Raw genomic sequence first — 18,998 nt, 5'->3', positions numbered from 1 at the left:
AGGTTCGGCGCCTGAACCCGCGGAGGCACCCTTCCCTGCTCAGGGCGTGACCTGGTAGCCGCGCTGCTGCATGCAGCTGGTGTAGGCCGACGAGGTATTCTGCTCGGCATTGCGGCGATCCTGGCGCCGGTCCTGGCGCTGGCGCGAGCCGCCCACCACCACGCCGGCCGCTGCGGCTTCCCTGGCCTGGTTCTGCCGGTATTCCTGCTGGACGTCCTCATCGAGGCGGTCATACACCTCCTCGTGCTGGCGGCCGCGTACTCCCGCCGCGGCGGCGCCGGCCGCGGCTCCGGCGACGGCACCCCGTGCCCGACCGCCGGTCTGCGGGCTGCTGGTGCTGGCGCTGCCGGCCTGGGCCTGGCAGGCGCTGATGTCCTGCTGCATGGTTTCCGGCGACTGGCCCTGCAGCGGGGTGACCGTCTCGGCGAGTGCGCAGGCACTGGCGATGGCCAGCCCGCTGGCGAGGCAGAAAGAAAGGCATCTTGGCATGGTGGCGAGCGCTCCCGTGGGTGGCTGGGCGGCCAGTTGCTGACCCGAGAAGCATAGTCCGGCCCCGGACCTGCCCCGCTGCCTGTGGTCGGCTGGCCAGGCGGCCTGTGGTTCCGTAACATCCCCGCCCCTTTTTCGCCAATCCCTGCAGCCGGCTGCGCCGGCCTCCACCTCAGGATCGCCATGAAACCCACACGTCTGCGCGCCGATGTCCTGGCCGGACTCACCACCTCCTTCGCGCTGGTGCCCGAGTGCATCGCCTTCGCCCTGGTCGCCCAGCTCAATCCGCTGATGGGCCTGTACGGCGCCTTCATCATCTGCACCCTCACCGCGCTGTTCGGCGGCCGGCCGGGCATGGTCTCCGGCGCCGCCGGCTCGATGGCCGTGGTCATCGTCGCGCTGGTGGTACAGCACGGGGCCCAGTACCTGCTGGCCACCGTGCTGCTCGGCGGCTTGATCATGGTCGCCTTCGGCCTGCTGCGCCTCGGCAAGCTGATCCGCATGGTGCCGCACCCGGTGATGCTCGGCTTCGTCAACGGCCTGGCCATCGTCATCGCCCTGTCCCAGCAGGAGCACTTCAGGGACGGCGAGGCCTGGCTGAGCGGCACGGCGCTGTACCTGATGCTGGGACTGGTGGCGCTGACCATGGCCATCGTCTACCTGCTGCCGCGCCTGACCCGCGCGGTGCCGCCGGCGCTGGTGGCGATCCTCGGCGTCGGTGCGGCGGTCTACCTGCTCGACCTGCCGACCCACACCCTCGGCGACATGGCCAACATCGCCGGCGGCCTGCCCGCCTTCGCCCTGCCGGACATCCCCTGGAACCTGGAAACCCTGGCCATCATCGCCCCCTACGCGGTGCTGATGGCGCTGGTCGGCCTGCTGGAAACCCTGCTGACCCTCAACCTCACCGACGAGATCACCGAGAGCCGCGGCTATCCGGACCGCGAGTGCACGGCCCTCGGCGCAGCCAACATCGCCTCCGGCCTGTTCGGCGGCATGGGCGGCTGCGCGATGATCGGCCAGACCATGATCAACCTCAGCTCCGGCGGTCGCGGCCGGCTGTCCGGGGTGGTCGCCGGGGTGATGATCCTGCTGTTCGTGCTGTTCCTCTCGCCGCTGATCGAGCGCATCCCGCTGGCTGCGCTGGTCGGCGTGATGTTCGTGGTGGCCCAGCAGACCTTCGCCTGGGCCTCGCTACGGGTGCTCGGCAAGGTGCCGCTCAACGATGCGCTGGTGATAGTCGCGGTGACGATGATCACCGTGTTCACCGACCTGGCCACCGCCGTGCTGTGCGGGATCGTCATCGCCGCGCTGAACTTCGCCTGGCAGCAGGCCCGCGAGCTGTACGCCGACAGCGATCTGCAGGCCGACGGCAGCAAGCTGTACCGGGTGCACGGCACGCTGTTCTTCGCCTCGACCACGCCGTTCCTCAACCAGTTCGATGTGGCCGGCGACCCGGCCCAGGTGACCCTCGACTGCCGCCACCTGAGCTTCGTCGACTACTCGGCCATCGCCGCGCTGAAGACCCTGCGCGAGCGCTACGCCAAGGCCGGCAAGCACCTGCGCGTGCTGCACCTCTCCGAGCGCTGCAAGCAGCTGCTCAAGCGCGCCGGGGTGCACCACGACTGAGGCGCGGTTGCTGAAGGCTGGCCCACCCCGGGGCCGGCCTTCGATACGATCAGCCCACTCCTTGCTCCCCTGCGGCGTCTTCAGACATGGCTCGCCAGGAAGGCCGCCAGCACCCGGCGAGCATGCTGCCGGCAGTCCTCCTCGCTGCCCCGCTCGAGCGGCACCCGGTACTGACCACGCAGCAGGTCAAGCCCCATCACCATGCCCAGCAGCATTTCGGCACTCGCCAGCGGCTCGGGACATTCGATCAGCCCGCTGTGTGCCGCTGCCTCCAGATACTCGGCAAGCAGGCGCTGGGTGTTGGCTGGACCATTGCGGTACACCTCGCCCAGGTCTTGCGCATCCTGTGGGATCGTTCCCAAGGCCTGGATCAGGCGCTGGTGCCGCTCGCTGGCGATGAAGGCGGACAGCGCCTCGATCAAGCCCGCCAGATCCTTGCACAGCTCCTCGCGATTCGCGGGAGTACGGTCGAGGGTCTGGTTGATGGCGAACGCCTCGCTGCTCACCACCGCCCGCAGCAGGTCGTAGCGATTGGCATAGCGGGCATACAGCGTCGCCTTGGAGACGCCGGCGAGGCTGGCCACCCGGTCCATGGTGAGGGCCTTCGGTCCTCCCTCGAATGCCAGTTCCCGCGCGGCTTCGAGAATGTCGCGATCCTTCTGCTGATCGACGGGACGTCCGGCTTTTGCTGACATGGCTGGGAACGCGCTCCGGCTGTTGGCTGTGTCAAAAACATTACTGTACATTACCGTACAGTAAGTCAGGGAAGCCACCGGTCATGCGTGTTTCGTCGCTGTTGTTCGCTCTATGCCTGCCATTTCTCGCCGCCTGCAAGGAGGTACCGGAGTCGCCAGCGACGACCGCCCCGCCGCCGGTCAGGACCGTAGCGGTAAGCGACGACACCGCGACCACGCTCGGCTTGTCCGGCACGGTGCGTGCGCGAGTCGAGTCGCCGCTGGCGTTCCAGGTCAGCGGGCGCATCACCCGGCGCCTGAGCGACGCCGGCGAGGCGGTACGCGCCGGACAGACGCTTTTCGAGCTGGACGTCCGCGACCTCGAGCAACAGGTCCGCGCCGCGGCGGCCGACCAGGCGGCGGCCAGCGCGGCGCTGGCTACTGCCGAAGCCGACCTCGCCCGCCATCGCCAACTGCAGACGAAGAACTTCGTCAGTGTCCAGGCTCTGGAACGTGCCGAACTCGCCCGCCATGAGGCCAGAACCCGCCATGATGCAACCTCGGCTAGGTTGGCCCAGGCCCGCAATGCCCTCGACTACGGCCACCTGCAGGCTCCGGCCGCAGGCGTGCTGATCGACGTGACCGGTGAAGCCGGCCAGGTGGTCGCCGCCGGGGATCCGGTCGCCCTGCTCGCCCAGGCCGGCGAACGCGAAATCGAGGTGTTCTTTCCCGAAGGCGTGACCCCGCTGCCGAGCGGCGAACTGGTCGCCGCGGACGGCACGCTCCTGCCGCTGCACCTGCGCGAAACCGCCGGCGCCGTCGATGCCCAGGGGCGTACCCTGCGCGCCCGCTACACGGTGCTGGAAGGTGCGCAGGGCCTACAGCTCGGCGCGGTGCTGCGTACCCGCTTCGCCGCGGATGCCGCCGCTGGCGCCTTCTCGGTGCCCATCGGTGCCATCGACGAGCGCGGCCAGGGCGCCCAGGTCTGGCGTCTGCTCGACGGCCGCGTGAAGGCGGTCGCGGTCAGCGTGCTGGAGGTCAGTGGCGAAACCGCGCGGATCCGCGGCCCGCTGGCGGTCGGCGAACGTCTGGTCGCCCTCGGTACCCACCTGCTCAGCGAAGACATGGCAGTGCGGGAGCTGGCCCGATGAGCTTCCCCAACCTGTCCGCGCTCGCCGTGCGTGAGCGCGCGCTGACCCTGTTCCTGCTGGTCCTGGCAGCCCTGGCCGGCGTCCAGGCCTTCCTCAGTCTCGGCCGCGCCGAGGATCCTGCCTTCACCGTGCGGGCCATGCTGGTCACTGCCATGTGGCCGGGCGCCACACCCGAGGACATGCAGGCCCAGGTGGTCGACCGCCTGGAGAAGCGCATCCAGGAAGTGGAAAACCTCTATCGGATCGAGACCACCATCCGTCCCGGTCAGGCCACCCTGCAGGTCGAGTTCCAGGATTACATCCCGCAGGACCAGGTCCCCAAGCTGATCTACGAAGTGCGCAAACGCATGCAAGACGAGGCGGCCAGCCTGCCACGCGGGGTGATCGGCCCCATCGTCCAGGACGACTTCGGCGACGTCTATTTCACCCTGATCGCCCTGACTGCTCCGGGCCTGCCGATGCACGAACTGACCCGCGATGCCGAGGCGATCCGCGACCGCCTGCAACGCGTTCCCGGTGTGCACAAGGCCTTGCTGCTGGGCGAGCGCACCGAGCGCCTGTACGTCGAATTCGACAATGCCCGGCTGAGCAACCTCGGCATCGACCCGCAGGCGATCTTCGCCGCCATCGACGCCAGCAACCGCCTGCTGCCGGCCGGGCGCATGGAGACCGACGGGCCGCGCCTGCACCTGCGCCTGGATGCAGACCTCTCCGACCCCGAACAGCTGGCCGGCGTGCCGGTAAGGGTCGGCGACCGCGTGATCAGGCTCGCCGACATCGCCGACATCCGCCGCGGCTATGAGGACCCGCCCAGCTACCTGGTGCGCTCGCGCGGGCAGGATGCACTGCTGCTCGGCGTGATCATGAACAAGGGCGAAAACGGCCTGAGCCTGGGCGAGCGGCTGGCCGCCTTCCTCGACGCCGAGCGCCAGCGACTGCCGCTGGGAATGTCGCTGGAGGCGCTGACCAATCAGGCGGAGGCCATCGACCAGGCGGTCAGCCTGTTCCAGATCAAGTTCCTGGTGGCGGTGGCCGTGGTGGTCGCGGTCAGCGTGCTGGCCATCGGCCTGCGCGCCGGCCTGATCGTCGGCATCGCCGTACCGCTGACCCTGGGCCTCACCTTCCTGGTGATGATGCTCATGGACATCAACCTCGACCGCGTGACCCTGGGGGCCCTGATCATCGCCCTGGGCTTGCTGGTCGACGACGCCATCATCGCCGTGGAAATGATGCTGGTGAAGATGGAACAGGGCTGGGACCGCGTCCGTGCCGCGGCACATGCCTGGACGGTCACCGCCGCGCCAATGCTGTACGGCACCCTGGTGACGGTGGCCGGCTTCTTCCCCATCGGTTTTGCCCGTTCGGGCGTCGGCGAGTACGCCGGAAACATCTTCTGGGTGCTGGCCATCGCGCTGCTGGTGTCCTGGCTGGTCGCGGTAGTGTTCGTCCCCTACCTGGGCGTGAAGCTGCTGCCGGCCCGCCCCAGCGGGACCGAGCACGGCCACGGCGGACTCTATGACACGCCGCTGTACCGGCGCCTGCGCGTTCTGATCAGCTGGTGCGTGACCTGGCGCAAGAGCGTGGTTGCCGCGACCGTGGCACTGCTGGTGCTGTCGGTGGCCGGCATGGCCCTGCTGGTGGAGAAGCAGTTCTTCCCCGGCTCGGACCGCCCGGAGGTTCTGGTCGCCGTGTACCTGCCGCAGGGCAGCAGCATCGGCGCCACGGATGCCACGGTGCGAAAGCTCGAGGCGATCCTCTCCCCGCTGGCGGAGGTGCGCAGCCTGTCCGCCTACGTCGGTGCCGGCGCGCCGCGCTTCTTCCTCGGCGCCAACCCGGAACCGCCCTCGCCTGCCTTCGCCAAGCTCATCGCCGTGGCGCAGGATCCCGCGGCGCGCGACAAGGTCATGGCCACCCTGCAACGGCACATCGCGCAGGGCGAGTTCCCCGAGGCGCGGGTGCGGGTCTACAAGCTGCTCTACGGCCCACCGGTGATCTGGCCGGTCGCCTTCCGGGTGTTCGGTCCCGATCCGCTGGTGCTGCGCGACATCGCCCACCGGGTACGCACGGTGATGGCGGCCGATCCGCACGTGGTCGATCCGCACCTGGAGTGGGACGAGCGCGCCCCGGTACTGCACCTGGTCATGGACGTGGAGCGCCTGCGCCTGCTCGGCCTGACCCAGCAGGAGGTGGCCCGTCAGCTGCAGTTCCAGCTCGACGGCGTGGCGGTCACCCAGCTGCGCCAGGATGTCCGCAGCGTCGAGGTGATCGCCCGCGGCAGCAGCGACGGCCGGAGGCTCGACGCCGACAGCCTCTCCAGCCTGGAAGTGCTGGGCGGTGACGGCCGCAAGCTGCCGTTCAACCAGCTCGGCCGGGTCGAGGTGCGCTTCGAGGACCCGCTGATCAAGCGCTACAACCGCGAAGCCGTGCTGACCGTGCAGGGCGACGTGCAGGGTGCCCAGCCCAACGACGTCACCGCCACCCTGTGGCGGGCGCTGGCCGAGGTCCGCAGTGAACTGCCGGAGGGCTACCGCATCGGCATCGCCGGCGCGGTGGAGGAATCGGGCAAGGCGGACGCCTCGATCCAGAAGCTGCAGCCGGCGATGGTGGCCTTCATGCTGATCCTGATCATGCTGCAGATGCGTTCCTTCTCCGGCACCTTCATCGTGCTGGCCACCGCCCCGCTGGGGCTGATCGGCGCGGTGCTCGCCCTGCTGCTGTTCGACCAGCCGTTCGGCTTCGTCGCCCTGCTCGGCCTGACCGGCCTGGCCGGCATCCTGATGCGCAACACGCTGATCCTCACCCAGCAGGTGGCCGACAACTTCGCTGCCGGCATGCCGGCGTTCGAGGGCGTGGTGGAAGCGGCGGTGCAGCGCGCCCGACCGGTGCTGCTCACCGCACTGGCCGCCGCCCTGGCCTTCATCCCTCTCACCCAGGACAGCTTCTGGGGGCCACTGGCCTACGTGCTGATCGGTGGCGTGGCGGTCGGCACGGCGATCACCCTGCTGTTCGTGCCGGCGCTGTATGCGCTGTGGTTCCGCCTGGAGCCGGTCCGGCACAGCGCCACCAGCGGCCTCAGCCGGTCGACCTAATGACAGGCTGAGGCCCGGCGCTTTCGCCGGTCAAGCCGGCCGGACAGCCCCGCCTGCGGCCACTCGGTCTTCGTAAGCACCCCTGATCAGGCGATGCTCTCGACTATCCCGCCATCGACCCGCAGCGCGGCGCCGGTGGTGGCGCTGGCCTGCGGCGAGGCGGCGTAGACGCACAGGCTGGCCACCTCCTCGGGGCTGGCGAAGCGACGGATCAGTGTCGAGGGGCGGTTCTCCTTGAGGAACAGCGCCTCCATTTCCTCCAGGGATACGCCGCGCTCCTTGGCCATCTGCGTGAAGAAGGTGGTCACCCCCTCGGTGCGGGTCGGTCCGGGCAGGATGGTGTTGACGGTCACCCCAGTGCCGGCCAGCGACTTGGCCAGACCGCGGGACAGCGCCTGCAGCGCCGCCTTGCTGACGCCGTAGTGGACCATCTCGGTGGGGATGTTCAGCGCCGACTCGCTGGAGATGAACTGGATCCGCCCCCAGCCGCGTGCCTGCATGCCGCGGGCGTAATGGCGCGACAGACGCACGCCGCTCATCACGTTGATCTGGAAGATCTCCTCCCAGTCGGCATCGCTGATGTCGCTGAACGCCTTGACCCCGTAGACGCCGAGGTTGTTGACCAGGATATCGGCCTCGGGCTCGGCGGCGATCAGCGCCTGGCAACCGGCGGCGGTGCCGACATCGGCCACCACGCCACGGGCCAGCTTGCCGGCGCGGGTGTCGCGCAGGCGGGCCAGGGCGGCGTCGACCCGGCCCGCCTCGCGGCCACAGACCACCACGCTCGCACCGGCGTCGGCCAGCCCCCTGGCGATGGCCAGACCGATGCCGCCGGTGGAGCCGGTGACGATGGCGGTCTTGCCGGAAAGGTCGATGATCATCAATGAACTCCTGTAATTGTGGGTGAGTGAACGGCTTCAGCGCGCCAGCGGCAGCAGCCGCTCGTCATAGTCGGCGAGGCTGGGGAAGCGCAGCGCTTCGAGGTTGTCGAGTGTAGCGAGGTGCTGCCGGTAGTCGGCGAGGATCTGCCCCCGCGCCTCGGTGCTGACGTAGGGCACGTGGTAGCCGATGAACGGCGGCAGCACCGCGAAGCCGCAGTAGGCCAGGCTGCCCTGCAGCAGCGGGCGCAGCAGGGTATGGATCTCGCCGTGGATGGCCCCGGCGCCGAACATGTGTTCGCGCCCGCCGAGGGTCAGCGTCACCAGGGCACGCTTGCCGCACATGCCGCCGCGGTCGTAGATGCGCTTGCCGCCGTAGAACACCCCGGAAATCATCACCCGGTCGATCCAGCCCTTGAGGATCGCCGGCGTGGAGAACCAGTACAGCGGGAAGTTGAGGATCAGCAGGTCGCACCACTGCACCTTGGCGATCTCGGCGGCGATGTCCGGCGCCAGGGTGCCGGCCTCGTAGTTGTGGCGCTGCTCCAGGGCGTAGACCAGGTAGTCCGGGTTGGCCCGCGAGCCGAAGTCAGCGGCGCTGGCCACCGGGTTCCAGTCCATCGCATGGAGGTCGGAGACCTGCACCTCGTGGCCGGCGGCGCTCAACTGCTCGACGGCGCAGTCCTTCAGCGCGCTATTGAACGAGCGCGGCTCGTTGTGGGCGTGGACGATCAGTACCTTCATGCGCGCTTCTCTCCTGTTGGCGAATCGGTCCGAGGGCAATCATGCGGTGGCGAATTCATTCGCCAAAGTACCCCGAAAAGACGAATGAATTCGCCCCTACAGGGTCAGGTGATTTCCCGGCGCTTTGGTCGGCGCCAGCGGCATCGAGCCCTTGCACACCGCCTTGTGCAGCTTGCCCACCACTTTCAGGCTCAGGTCGCTCTGCGCCTGGATGCAGCAGGCCAGCACGGTGCCGTGCTCCTGCTCGTCGAGGCTGACATGCCCGCGGCTCATGGTGCGGGTGGTGCGGTAGTCGCCGCTGGTGACCTGCACCTTGCACACCCCGCAGCCGCCGCCGCGGCAGCCGACCGGAATACCCTTGCGGCCGAGCCTGGCCATACCGTTGAGCACGGTTTCCTGCTCGTCGCAGGCGTAGCGCTCGCCGGTATCCTCGATATGGATCTCGTGTTTCATGCGACGCCCTCCCCGGCTGCGGCGCGTGCCGCCACTTCCTCGGCGCGCAGCACGCTGGCCGGCGCGCCGCCGATGGACCAGTCCTCCGGCGCCACCCGCTGGCAGCGGCCGCGCACCAGCTCGCGGCGCACGCCGAGCACCTCCACCAGCAGCTCGGTGAAACCCCGGTGCAGGCGCTGGCGATCCTCCAGCGCACGGCCGTCGAGGACGATGAATTCGAAGAACGGTGCGTGCAGGCCGTTGCTGCTGCACGGCGCACCGGCGACAGCGAACTGGCTGGCGGGATAGGTGGTGATGAACGCCCGCACCCGCTCCATGGGTGCCTTGAGCACTTCGCTGTAGAGGCGCGAAGCCTCGACCAGCAGGCGTTCGTCCTGCTCCGCGGAGCTATGCCCCGCCAGCAGATGGAAGTTCACGACAGGCATGGCGCATCTCCATTGTTGTTATTGGCGCGGTCAGTCGGGGCTCGCGTAGGGTGCGCCGCGCGCACCGCAAGCCCACGCATACCATCGGTGCGCATGGCGCACCCTACATTGTTGTTATTTGCGCAAGCGGTCCAGCTCCAGCGTAGGGCGCGCCGCACACACCGCAAGCCTCCGCGTACCCTCGGTGCGCATGGCGCACCCTACGGCAGCCCCCGACGCCGCCCGGAATCCAGCATCAGGGTCGAGCCGGTCATCGCATCGGCTTCCGGCGCCAGCAGCAGGGACACCGCCCAGGCGACCTGCTGCGGGGTGGTCAGCGCGCCGAGCGACGACTCGGCGCACATCTCCGCCAGTACCGCCTGCGGGTCGATGCCGCGCAGCGCGGCACGGTCGGCGGCGACGCGGTGCAGGCGCTCGGTGTCGGCCGGGCCGGGGGCGATCAGGTGCGCGGTGATGCCGCGCGGGCCATAGGCCAGACTGAGCTGGCGGCTGGCGTTGGCCAGCGCGGCGTTGGCCACCCCGGCCGCCGCCGCGTAGGCGGTCGGCTCGAAGCCGTAGTGGCCGCCGATGGCGACCAACCGCGAGCCCTTGACCAGCCGGCCGTCCACCGCGCGCACCAGGCGCAGCAGGCCGCCGACCTTGATGTTCACCGCATCGACCAGTGCGCTGGTTGGCGCATCCAGCACGCCGCCGGCCACCGCCACGCCCGGCCCGTGCACGATCATGCGCACCGGGCGGTCGACCGCGGCGGCGATCTGTTCAATGGCCGCATCGCTGGCAATGTCGGCCACGCAGGCGATCACGCCGGGATGAGCACTGGCCAGCGCGTCGATGGCCGCTGCGCTGCGCGCCACCGCCACCACGTCCAGACCGCTGGCGCACAGCCGCTCGACTATCGCCTGGCCGAAGGCGCCGGTGGCGCCCACCACCACGGCCAGTTCCTTGTTAGCACTCATGGTCACCTCCATAAACAGCAACGCCGGGCGGGTTGCCCCGTCCGGCGTCGGCATCAGGCGCTCTTCAGCAGCCCGCGTTCCTTGGCCATGGTCATCGCGGTGTCGAGGATCATGTCCTCCTGGCCGCCGATCATCTTCTTGCGGCCCAGCTCGACCAGGATGTCGCGCGCCGGCACGCCGAAGCGCTCGGAGGCGCGCTTGGAGTGCAGCAGGAAGGTCGAGTAGACGCCGGCGTAGCCGAGGGTCAGCGACTCGCGGTCGACGCGCACCACGTGCTCCATCATCGGCACGATGATGTCCTCGGCCACGTCCATCAGCTTGAACAGGTCGACGCCTGTCTCGATACCCATGCGCTCGCACACCGCGGCGAACACCTCCAGCGGGGTGTTGCCGGCGCCGGCGCCGAGGCCCGCTGCCGAGCCGTCGATGCGGCTGGCGCCGGCTTCGATGGCGGCGATGGAGTTGGCGATGCCCATGCCCAGGTTGTGGTGGCCGTGGAAGCCGATCTCGGTTTCCGGGTTGAGCACTTCACGCAGGGCGCCGATGCGCGCCTTGACGTCCTCGGGCAGCATGTAGCCGGCCGAGTCGGTGACATACACGGTCTGCGCGCCGTAGGACTCCATCAGCTTGCCCTGCCTGGCGATGCCTTCGGCATCGTTGAGGTGGGCCATCATCAGGAAGCCGCTGGTATCCATGCCCAGCTTGCGGGCGAAGGCGATGTGCTGCGGCGAGGTGTCCGCCTCGGTGCAGTGGGTGGCCACGTGCACGCTGCGCGCGCCGCAATCGTAGGCCGACTGCAGTTCCTTCATGGTGCCCAGGCCCGGAATCAGCAGCACCGAGACCTTGGCCTGCTTCATCTGCGAAGCGACCGCGCTGATGTACTCCTCGTTGCTGTGCGGGGCGAAGCCGTGCTGCAGCGAGTTGCCGCCCAGGCCCGCGCCGTGGGTAACCTGGATGTAGGGCACGCCGGCATCGTCGAGGGCCGTGGCGACCTTGACCATCTGCTCGATGCTGATCTGCTCGCGCTTGGCGTGCATGCCGTCGCGCAGGCACATGTCGTGCAGGATGACCTTGCGGCCCTTGAGACTGTTGGACTGGCTCATCACGCAACCTCCGGGGTGGGCAGCTGGATCTTTCCGGCAAGGATCTCCTCGGCGAACATCTCGGCGGTACGGGTGGCCGCCGCGGTCATGATGTCGAGGTTGCCGGCGTAGGTCGGCAGGTAGTCGCCGAGGCCGGCCACTTCCATGAACACCGCCACCTTGTTGCCGTCGAACAGCGGGCCGTTGACCAGCCGGTAGCCCGGCACGTACTTCTGCACCTCGCCGATCATCTCCAGGATCGAGGCGGTGATGCGCTCCTGGTCCGGCTCGTCGTCAGTCAGGCAGGAGATGGTGTTGCGCATGATCATCGGCGGCTCGGCCGGGTTGATGATCGCCAGGGCCTTGCCCTTGCGTGCGCCGCCGACCTTCTCGATGGCGTTGGAGGTGGTGTAGGTGAACTCGTCGAGGTTGGCGCGGGTGCCCGGGCCGATCGACTTGGACGCCAGGCTGGCGACGATCTCGGCGTAGCCGACGCTCTGGATGCGCGACACCGCGTGGACCACCGGGATGGTCGCCTGGCCGGCGCAGGAGATCATGTTGACGTTCATCTCCAGCTTCTCGGCGTGCTGGCGCAGGTTCACCGGCGGCACGCACAGCGGGCCGATGGCCGCCGGGGTCAGGTCGATCATCAGCACGCCCAGCGCGTTGAGCTTGCGGCTGTTCTCGGCGTGCACGTAGGCGCTGGTGGCGTCGAAGGCGATCTGGATGTTGTCCTCCAGCACGTGGGGCAGCAGGCCGTCGACGCCGTCGCTGGTGGTCTTCAGACCCATGTCGCGGGCGCGCGCCAGGCCTTCGGACTCGGGGTCGATGCCGACCATCCATACCGGCTCCAGCACTTCGCTGCGCTGGATCTTGTAGATCAGGTCGGTGCCGATGTTGCCCGAGCCGATCAGCGCACAGCGGATCTTCTTCATTGTCCCTGCTCCTGCAGCGCGGCGCGCTGCGGCTTGCTCAGGCCGGCGACGTAGAACTCGTACTCGCGGTGTTCGGTGATCAGGATGCGCACGGTTTCCGGGCTGCAATCCAGGCTGTCGGCGACCGCGGCGGTAACGGCAGCGGCGACGCGCTGCTTCTGCTCGACGGTGCGGCCTTCGATCATGTGCATTTCGATGATGGGCATGGCTGTATTCCTATTGTTGTTATTCGATGAAGCGCATCGACACGGAGCCCAGCTCCTGGAAGCGCGCGACCACGCTGTCGCCCGGCTTGACCGGCACGGCCTCGGTGATCCCGCCGCTCATCACGAAGCTGCCGGCCGGCAGGTTCTCGCCCAGTTCGGCGAGGATGTTCACCAGCATCGCCACCGCCTCGGCCGGGTGACCGAGCACCGCAGCGCTGGCGGCCATGCCGACGATCTCGCCGTTCTTCTCCATCACCACGCCGAGGGTGCGCAGGTCGAGGTCCTCGACGTAGCGCGGACGACCGCCGCCGACGAAGCGCGCCGAGGAGCCGTTGTCGGCGATCACGCTGGCCAGGTCGAACTTGAAGCCGGAGAAGCGCGAATCGATGATTTCCACTGCCGGCAGCACGTAGTCGGTGGCCGCCAGCACGTCGGCCGCGGTGCAGCCCGGCCCCTGCAGGGTTTCCTTCATGACGAAGGCCACTTCGCATTCGACGCGCGGGTGCACCAGGTCGCCGGTGGAGATCGCCGAGCTTTCCGGGCGCGCCATGCGGTCGGTGAGGAAGCCGATTGAGGGCACGCTGACGCCCATCTGCTGCATCTTCGCCTTGGAGGTCAGCCCGGCCTTCCAGCCGACCAGCTTGTGGCCCTTGGCGATGAAGCGGCGGCGCAGCTCGCTCTGCACGGCGTAGCCGTCGGCGATGGTCATGTCCGGGAATTCGTCGGTCAGCTTGGGGATCGCGTAGGCGCGGGTCTGCGCCCCTTCGACGCGCTCGCACAGGCGCACGATGTCCTCGCGGGACAGGGTGATGTTGTTGCTCATGCTGCGCTCCTCCCGGAAAACTTCACCCGGCAGCTACCGAGGCCGCCGACCGTGCACACCAGCTCGTCGCCATCGACTACCGGCACCAGCGAAGATTGCGAACCGGAGAGGATCACCTCGCCGGCCTTGAAGGGGATGCCCAGCTCGCCGAGGGTGTTGGCCAGCCAGGCCACCGCGTTCGCCGGCGAGCCCTGTACCGCGGCGCCGACGCCGGTGGAGAAGATCTCGCCGTTCTTTTCCAGCACCATGCCGGCCAGGGTCAGGTCCAGCTTGCGCGGGTCGCCCTTGGTCTTGCCCAGCACGTACACGCCGCAGGAGGCGTTGTCGGCCACGGTGTCCTGGATCTTGATCTGCCAGTTGGTGATGCGCGAATCGACGATCTCGAAGCACGGCAGCACGTAGTCGGTGGCGCGAATCACGTCCATCGCGGTGATGCCCGGCCCCTTGAGGTCGTGCTTGAGCACGAAGGCCAGCTCCGCCTCGGCCTTGGGCTGGATCAGGCCGCCGAGGTCGATGGTGTCGCCCTCCTGGTAGACCATGCCCGAGGTGAGGATGCCGAAGTCCGGCTGGTAGACGCCGAGAAAATCCTGCACCGGCTTGCTGGTGGCACCGATCTTCTTGCCGACCACCGTCTCGCCGGCCTGCAGGCGGCGCGCGACGAAGCGCTGCTGGATGCGGTAGGCGTCCTCGATGGTGATGTCCGGCTCGCGACTCAGCAGCGGCGGCACCGCACGGCGGGCGACGAAGGCTTCGTACAGCTCGTCGCCGTATTGCTCGATCTTGTTGTTGTCCATGTCTGTGTCCCGTAGGGGCGAAGGCATTCGAATGTCCGTTCCAACCACCGGGCCGGCTCCTGTAGGGGCGAATTCATTCGCCTTAACGCGATCTCTCGGCGAATGAATTCGCCCCTACAGGCCCAGCGCGGCTTACAGCTTCACGCAGACGTTGCGCGTCTCGGTGTAGAACTCCAGCGAGTGCACCCCGCCCTCGCGGCCGATGCCGGACTGCTTGGAGCCGCCGAACGGCGTGCGCAGGTCGCGCAGGAACCAGCTGTTGATCCAGGTGATGCCCACCTCGACGCGCGCCGCCATGCGGTGGGCGCGGGCCAGGTCGTTGGTCCAGATGGTGGTGGACAGGCCGTAGACGTTGTCGTTGGCCAGGGCGACCACCTCGTTCTCGCTGTCGAACGGGCGGATGTGGCAGCACGGGCCGAAGATCTCCTCGCGCACCACCGCCGCGTCGTCCGCCAGGCCGGTCCAGATGGTCGGCTGCACCCAGGAACCCTCGGCCAGCTCGCCCGGCATCTCCGGCACGCCGCCGCCAGTGACCACGGTGGCGCCCTCTTCCACCGCCTTGCGGTAGTAGGACAGCACCTTGTCGCGGTGCTCCTGGCTGATCAGCGGGCCGTAGTTGGCGTTGTGATCGTCCGGACGGCCGAACTTCACGCTCTCGGCCTTGACCTTCAGCGCCTGCACGAAGCGCTCGAAGATCGGCCGCTCGACGTAGACGCGCTCGGTGCCCAGGCACACCTGCCCGGAGTTGAGGAAGGCGGAGCGGAAGATGCCGTCCACCGCCGCGTCGAAATCGGCGTCGGCGAACACGATGCCGGCGTTCTTGCCGCCCAGCTCGAAGGACACATCGCGCATGCCTTCCGAGGCGGCCTTCATGATCGCCGCGCCGGTGCGGGTCTCGCCGGTGAAGGTGATGGCGTTGACGCCCGGATGCTGGGTGAGGAACTCGCCGGCCGAATCCGGCCCGAAGCCGTGCACCACGTTGTAGACGCCCTTGGGAATGCCCACGGCGTTCATCACCTCGCCGAGCAGCGCGGCGGTCTGCGGCGACTCCTCGGACGGCTTGACCACCACGGTGTTGCCGCAGGCCAGCGCCGGGCCGACCTTCCAGGTCATCAGCATGAACGGCGCGTTCCACGGGCAGATCACCCCGACCACGCCCTTGGGCACGCGCATGGAATAGTTGAGCGCGCCGCGACCGTCCGGGGTGGCCATCTGGAAGGATTCGCTGGGCACGTTCTTGATCACGTCGGCGAACACCTTGAAGTTCGCCGCGCCGCGCGGGATGAACACGTGCTTCTGGACATGCGCGGGCTGGCCGGTGTCGGCCATCTCGGCCTCGACGAAGTCGTCGAAGCGACGGGTGATCTCGTTGGCCACGCCGTACAGCAGCTCGACGCGCTGCTCGGTGCTCAGTCCGCCCCACTCGTCGTTGAGCGCGCCACGCGCGGCCTTGACCGCGGCATCCACCTCGGGACGGCCGGCTTCGCTGATCGAAGCGATCACGCGGTTGTCGAGCGGCGAACGCTTGTCGAAACGCTTGCCGCTGGCGGCGGCGACGTACTCGCCGGCGATGAAGTTCTCAATCTTGCGCATGGTCACTCCGCGTTGTTGTTCTGGGGGTGGCCAGCCTAGGCGACCGGGGGGATGGTCGGGGGGGCTGGGCCTTGGGAGTGAGGATAGGGAGAGGGGGCGATACCGGCTAATACTTTGTTTCTTCTGATTTGATACCCTGCGGGTATCTAAAATGACGTGTCAGCCTATGGTCAAAACCGCCCTCCACCGCTCAAAATCGGGGTTCTGCATCCGGTACCACATTGGTGCCGGTCATCGTTGGAACAAGGAGAGGTCTGTCATGCTCCTGCAATGCCGTGTTGATGCCCTTGGGCAACTGCAAGCAGCCAGAGGTCAGGGCCGTCAGGGGGGGGGGGCGCCAGCATGATCGAGAGGAGAACCGTTCGACTGCACGGTCGTGAATTGATGAAAACACCTACCTAATTTTTAGGATCGTCCAAATGCAAGCCGCTCTCCCAACAAATGCAACAACACCACTCATAAGAAATAATTAAATATGAGTAGATCACCTTATCGCAAATACACCTCGGCCGGGAGGCAGCATGGACGCAGCAACATTCAAAAAGACTGAAAAAGCCATTAGACTTGCAATATCCCATATCATAAAAAGAGGATGCGATGACATCTTCAAACCCCCAATATTCTCCTCATCGCTCGAACACCAAATAATAAAAAACAACGCCCTTGACTTTGAAAAGAAGGCCTTTAACGAAACTCTAGACTTCATAAAGAGTGCAGACCTCACGCAACGCAGAATAGGTGAAGTACGAAACAGCCTTGTAGCAAAAGATCATAATTCATTCCGTCAAGTGGCATGGATGGACCCATTTGACGCAGTGAAGTACCTTGCAGTCTGTATTTTGCTTTACGAAAAAATCGAGTCCGCCAGACTACCAAAAGAGAATCTGCAGATTCACTCTCACCGGGCATCCGAAGAGGATGGGGAGCTATTCGATAAAAATTTCGGCTATGACAGCTTTAGAGCCCGATCCGGCGAAATATCAAGAGAGCGAATTGGGCAATGGAAGATAGTCACCGACATATCCAATTTTTTTGACCGCATTGGCAATCACTCCCTTGAAAACCATTTGTTAGATGTGGGATGCAACAAAAACCATGTGACCCTACTCCGTGAAATGCTTTTATTTTGGGCCGGAGACCGGCGGAGCTTTGGCGTACCTGTAGGCTCTGATGCAAGCAGGATAATATCTGAAGCGGTCCTAATTGATATCGACAGGAAGCTCCATGATAACAAAATAGTTTTTATTAGATATGTTGATGATTATCGAATTTTCGCCGAAACCAGAGCCGAAGCTTACAAGGCGATGCAAATGCTAACAACTTTGCTCGCGGATGAAGGACTATCCATAAACAGCAAAAAAACGCAAATTCTCCAAATCTCCGAGATTGACGACCACCCCATTGAAGCGAATGATCTTCAGGGCCAAGAGCACGAAGCAATAAATACAGAAGAGAAAGTCGAGGTCACAATACACAGAAGTATAAGCGGCCGCTCCAGTTTTTCAAAGTTTTATCGGGAACCTGGAAAAGAAGCCTTAAAGAAGATACAGCAGATTCCGAAAGAAAAAATTCTTGAGATCACAAGCTCGATCAATTCAATCAACTCATCAGGAGGTGAAGACAACATAAAACTAGCAGTCAAATATTTCATTTATGCAGAGCAAGACATCCAAATTTTAGAGCTATTGATTGACAAAAGAATAACCACCATATTCTACATATGCGACGCACTCATTAAAGAAGCAGAGAGAATCCCCACCGCCCTGCGTGACGAGATAAAAAAATCTGTATTTAATCGCATAGACTGGAAAAACTGTGCCTATCCATACCAGATCCCAATCTTGCGACTGATGTCGAGCAAAGAATTTTTTGACCATTCACTTATACGGCATATCTTAGACAATCATAGATTCTCCGACAACGCCCTGTTCTTCAGAGAAGCCATTTCCCTCTCTTACACCGGACTTGACAGAGCGCGAGTGAGATCACTCGCTCTGGAAATATACACAACCGTACCAGCCTTCGCGCAAAGAGCAATCTACCATGCCGTCCTCAATCACCCGGGACTTTCTGGCGACGAGAAACGGCCACTACTAAAAAACATGAAGCAAAGCGCGCAAGATTGGTTTATAGATCGAATGGGATCCTGCCCACCTTAATTTATTCAGAATTATTCAAGATGCAGATTAAGTGGACCGATGGAGCCACGATTGGGACCTACGCTTTGCGACTAACATGATGTTATACGACTGCCGTGCTGCACCCCGGCTGGTACAGCACATGAAACATCCGGGGAGGATCCACGATGGGGAGCAAAGTTCTTCATCCCAGCGGCCCCAGAGAATCGCGTACCGACCCGACGCTGACCACTGCGCCCAAGGGTCGAGGCTCCGGTGCTGAGTCGCTCCGAGACCACCGAGCTGTCGCCCTCTTCATCGGCGGTGCCGGCGACAAGAAGTCCTATTACCTCGCCGGCCCCTACCGCAACATCGCCTACGCGCTTACGGCCTTCGACCAGCGAATTGATGAAGCCGGGCAGGCAGACGGCTACCAGTCGCTCTATCTCGGCTATCACGAGGTATGGAGCGCGGTGGCAATCGGCCGGCTGGTGGCGGCCGAGATCCACGATAAGGCCACGCCCATCTATATCGTCGGCCACAGCCTCGGTGCCTGGAGCGGCGCGCATCTGTCGCAGCGGCTAACTGAGTGGGGCTATCGGGTGGAGATGCTGGTGACTCTGGACCCGGTGGGTTCGGGGCTGCTGGTGCGGCTGGGCTCGCGGATTCCCTACCACCGGCCGGCGCCGCGCGGCCACTGCTGGATCAACGTGCGTGCCGAGCCGGGACGGTCGAACGCTTCGGACCTGGTGGCGCAGCTGGGGCGCAAGTGGCATGTCGCCGGCGAGCCGGACATCGACGAAGCGCTGGACACCAACCACGCCAATGCTTGCGCGCTGTTCTGCAATCCGCTGCATGATGGCCGCTCGGCCGCCGACTGCATGTTCGAGTCGATTGTCGGCCAGTTGCGCGGCTGATCCTGCAGGTAAGGCGTAATCCGTGCGATCGCACGGATTTTCG

At 65.7% G+C, this 18,998-nt stretch carries 17 protein-coding genes and 1 pseudogene; 5 read left to right on the top strand and 13 right to left on the bottom strand.

Annotated elements, in window-relative coordinates:
* Nucleotides 1-39: 39 nt before the first annotated feature.
* On the bottom strand, nt 40-489 hold the full coding sequence (locus tag RA210_RS14395; protein ID WP_201486968.1) for a YMGG-like glycine zipper-containing protein: 450 nt from the start codon (nt 487-489) through the stop codon (nt 40-42).
* 183 nt (nt 490-672) lie between these two features.
* Here RA210_RS14395 and RA210_RS14390 point away from each other — a divergent pair, with 183 nt between their 5' ends.
* Complete coding sequence (locus tag RA210_RS14390; protein WP_201486967.1) at nt 673-2,118, top strand: SulP family inorganic anion transporter; 1,446 nt, start codon at nt 673-675, stop codon at nt 2,116-2,118.
* Nucleotides 2,119-2,198: 80 nt separating this feature from the next.
* On the opposite strand, the gene RA210_RS14385 is transcribed toward RA210_RS14390, so the two are convergent.
* A complete protein-coding gene (locus RA210_RS14385) occupies nt 2,199-2,813 on the bottom strand; it encodes a TetR/AcrR family transcriptional regulator (RefSeq protein ID WP_201486966.1) in 615 nt (204 codons plus the stop codon).
* 83 nt (nt 2,814-2,896) lie between these two features.
* On the opposite strand from RA210_RS14385, the gene RA210_RS14380 reads away from it, so the two are divergent.
* Both RA210_RS14380 and RA210_RS14375 read left to right on the top strand, forming a co-directional pair.
* Nucleotides 2,897-3,943 (top strand): efflux RND transporter periplasmic adaptor subunit, encoded by a 1,047-nt coding sequence (locus RA210_RS14380; protein WP_201486965.1) that lies wholly within the window; start codon nt 2,897-2,899, stop codon nt 3,941-3,943.
* Complete coding sequence (locus RA210_RS14375) at nt 3,940-7,032, top strand: efflux RND transporter permease subunit (protein ID WP_201486964.1); 3,093 nt, start codon at nt 3,940-3,942, stop codon at nt 7,030-7,032. The genes RA210_RS14380 and RA210_RS14375 overlap by 4 nt, the downstream gene beginning before the upstream one ends.
* A gap of 86 nt (nt 7,033-7,118) precedes the next feature.
* On the opposite strand, the gene RA210_RS14370 is transcribed toward RA210_RS14375, so the two are convergent.
* From RA210_RS14370 to RA210_RS14320, 11 genes and pseudogenes are all read right to left on the bottom strand, one after another.
* Nucleotides 7,119-7,913 (bottom strand): SDR family NAD(P)-dependent oxidoreductase, encoded by a 795-nt coding sequence (locus RA210_RS14370; RefSeq protein WP_201486963.1) that lies wholly within the window; start codon nt 7,911-7,913, stop codon nt 7,119-7,121.
* 36 nt (nt 7,914-7,949) lie between these two features.
* Nucleotides 7,950-8,654, bottom strand: a complete 705-nt coding sequence (locus RA210_RS14365; RefSeq protein WP_201486962.1) for an NAD(P)H-dependent oxidoreductase — start codon at nt 8,652-8,654, stop codon at nt 7,950-7,952.
* Between the two features lie 96 nt (nt 8,655-8,750).
* Complete coding sequence (locus RA210_RS14360; RefSeq protein ID WP_201486961.1) at nt 8,751-9,107, bottom strand: 2Fe-2S iron-sulfur cluster binding domain-containing protein; 357 nt, start codon at nt 9,105-9,107, stop codon at nt 8,751-8,753.
* Nucleotides 9,104-9,532, bottom strand: a complete 429-nt coding sequence (locus RA210_RS14355; protein ID WP_201486960.1) for a tautomerase family protein — start codon at nt 9,530-9,532, stop codon at nt 9,104-9,106. The genes RA210_RS14360 and RA210_RS14355 overlap by 4 nt, the downstream gene beginning before the upstream one ends.
* Nucleotides 9,533-9,732: 200 nt before the next feature.
* Entirely contained in the window at nt 9,733-10,488 is a 756-nt protein-coding gene (locus tag RA210_RS14350) for an SDR family oxidoreductase (protein ID WP_201486959.1), read from the bottom strand.
* A 53-nt stretch (nt 10,489-10,541) separates the two neighbouring features.
* Nucleotides 10,542-11,594, bottom strand: a complete 1,053-nt coding sequence (gene dmpG / locus RA210_RS14345; RefSeq protein WP_328821110.1) for a 4-hydroxy-2-oxovalerate aldolase — start codon at nt 11,592-11,594, stop codon at nt 10,542-10,544.
* Nucleotides 11,591-12,505: an acetaldehyde dehydrogenase (acetylating) gene (locus RA210_RS14340; RefSeq protein WP_201486957.1), complete on the bottom strand. Its 915-nt coding sequence runs from the start codon at nt 12,503-12,505 to the stop codon at nt 11,591-11,593. The genes dmpG and RA210_RS14340 overlap by 4 nt, the downstream gene beginning before the upstream one ends.
* Nucleotides 12,502-12,717 (bottom strand): annotated as a pseudogene (locus RA210_RS14335) (tautomerase family protein); the annotation flags it as partial. The gene RA210_RS14340 and the pseudogene RA210_RS14335, both read right to left, overlap by 4 nt.
* A 13-nt stretch (nt 12,718-12,730) precedes the next feature.
* Nucleotides 12,731-13,534, bottom strand: coding sequence for a 2-oxo-3-hexenedioate decarboxylase (gene dmpH / locus RA210_RS14330; RefSeq protein ID WP_201486955.1), 804 nt, complete (start codon nt 13,532-13,534; stop codon nt 12,731-12,733).
* A complete protein-coding gene (gene dmpE / locus RA210_RS14325; RefSeq protein ID WP_201486954.1) occupies nt 13,531-14,328 on the bottom strand; it encodes a 2-oxopent-4-enoate hydratase in 798 nt (265 codons plus the stop codon). Before dmpE ends, dmpH begins: the two co-directional genes overlap by 4 nt.
* A 132-nt stretch (nt 14,329-14,460) precedes the next feature.
* Nucleotides 14,461-15,921: a 2-hydroxymuconic semialdehyde dehydrogenase gene (locus tag RA210_RS14320; RefSeq protein ID WP_201486953.1), complete on the bottom strand. Its 1,461-nt coding sequence runs from the start codon at nt 15,919-15,921 to the stop codon at nt 14,461-14,463.
* A gap of 521 nt (nt 15,922-16,442) precedes the next feature.
* On the opposite strand from RA210_RS14320, the gene RA210_RS14315 reads away from it, so the two are divergent.
* Entirely contained in the window at nt 16,443-18,080 is a 1,638-nt protein-coding gene (locus tag RA210_RS14315) for an RNA-directed DNA polymerase (protein WP_201486952.1), read from the top strand.
* Nucleotides 18,081-18,226: 146 nt separating this feature from the next.
* Nucleotides 18,227-18,955, top strand: a complete 729-nt coding sequence (locus RA210_RS14310; RefSeq protein ID WP_201486951.1) for an alpha/beta hydrolase — start codon at nt 18,227-18,229, stop codon at nt 18,953-18,955.
* The last annotated feature ends 43 nt before the right edge of the window (nt 18,956-18,998 follow it).

The sequence above is a fragment of the Pseudomonas sp. OF001 genome (genome assembly GCF_904426495.1).
Classification (GTDB): domain Bacteria; phylum Pseudomonadota; class Gammaproteobacteria; order Pseudomonadales; family Pseudomonadaceae; genus Geopseudomonas.
This window is presented reverse-complemented; position numbering and strand designations above follow the sequence as displayed.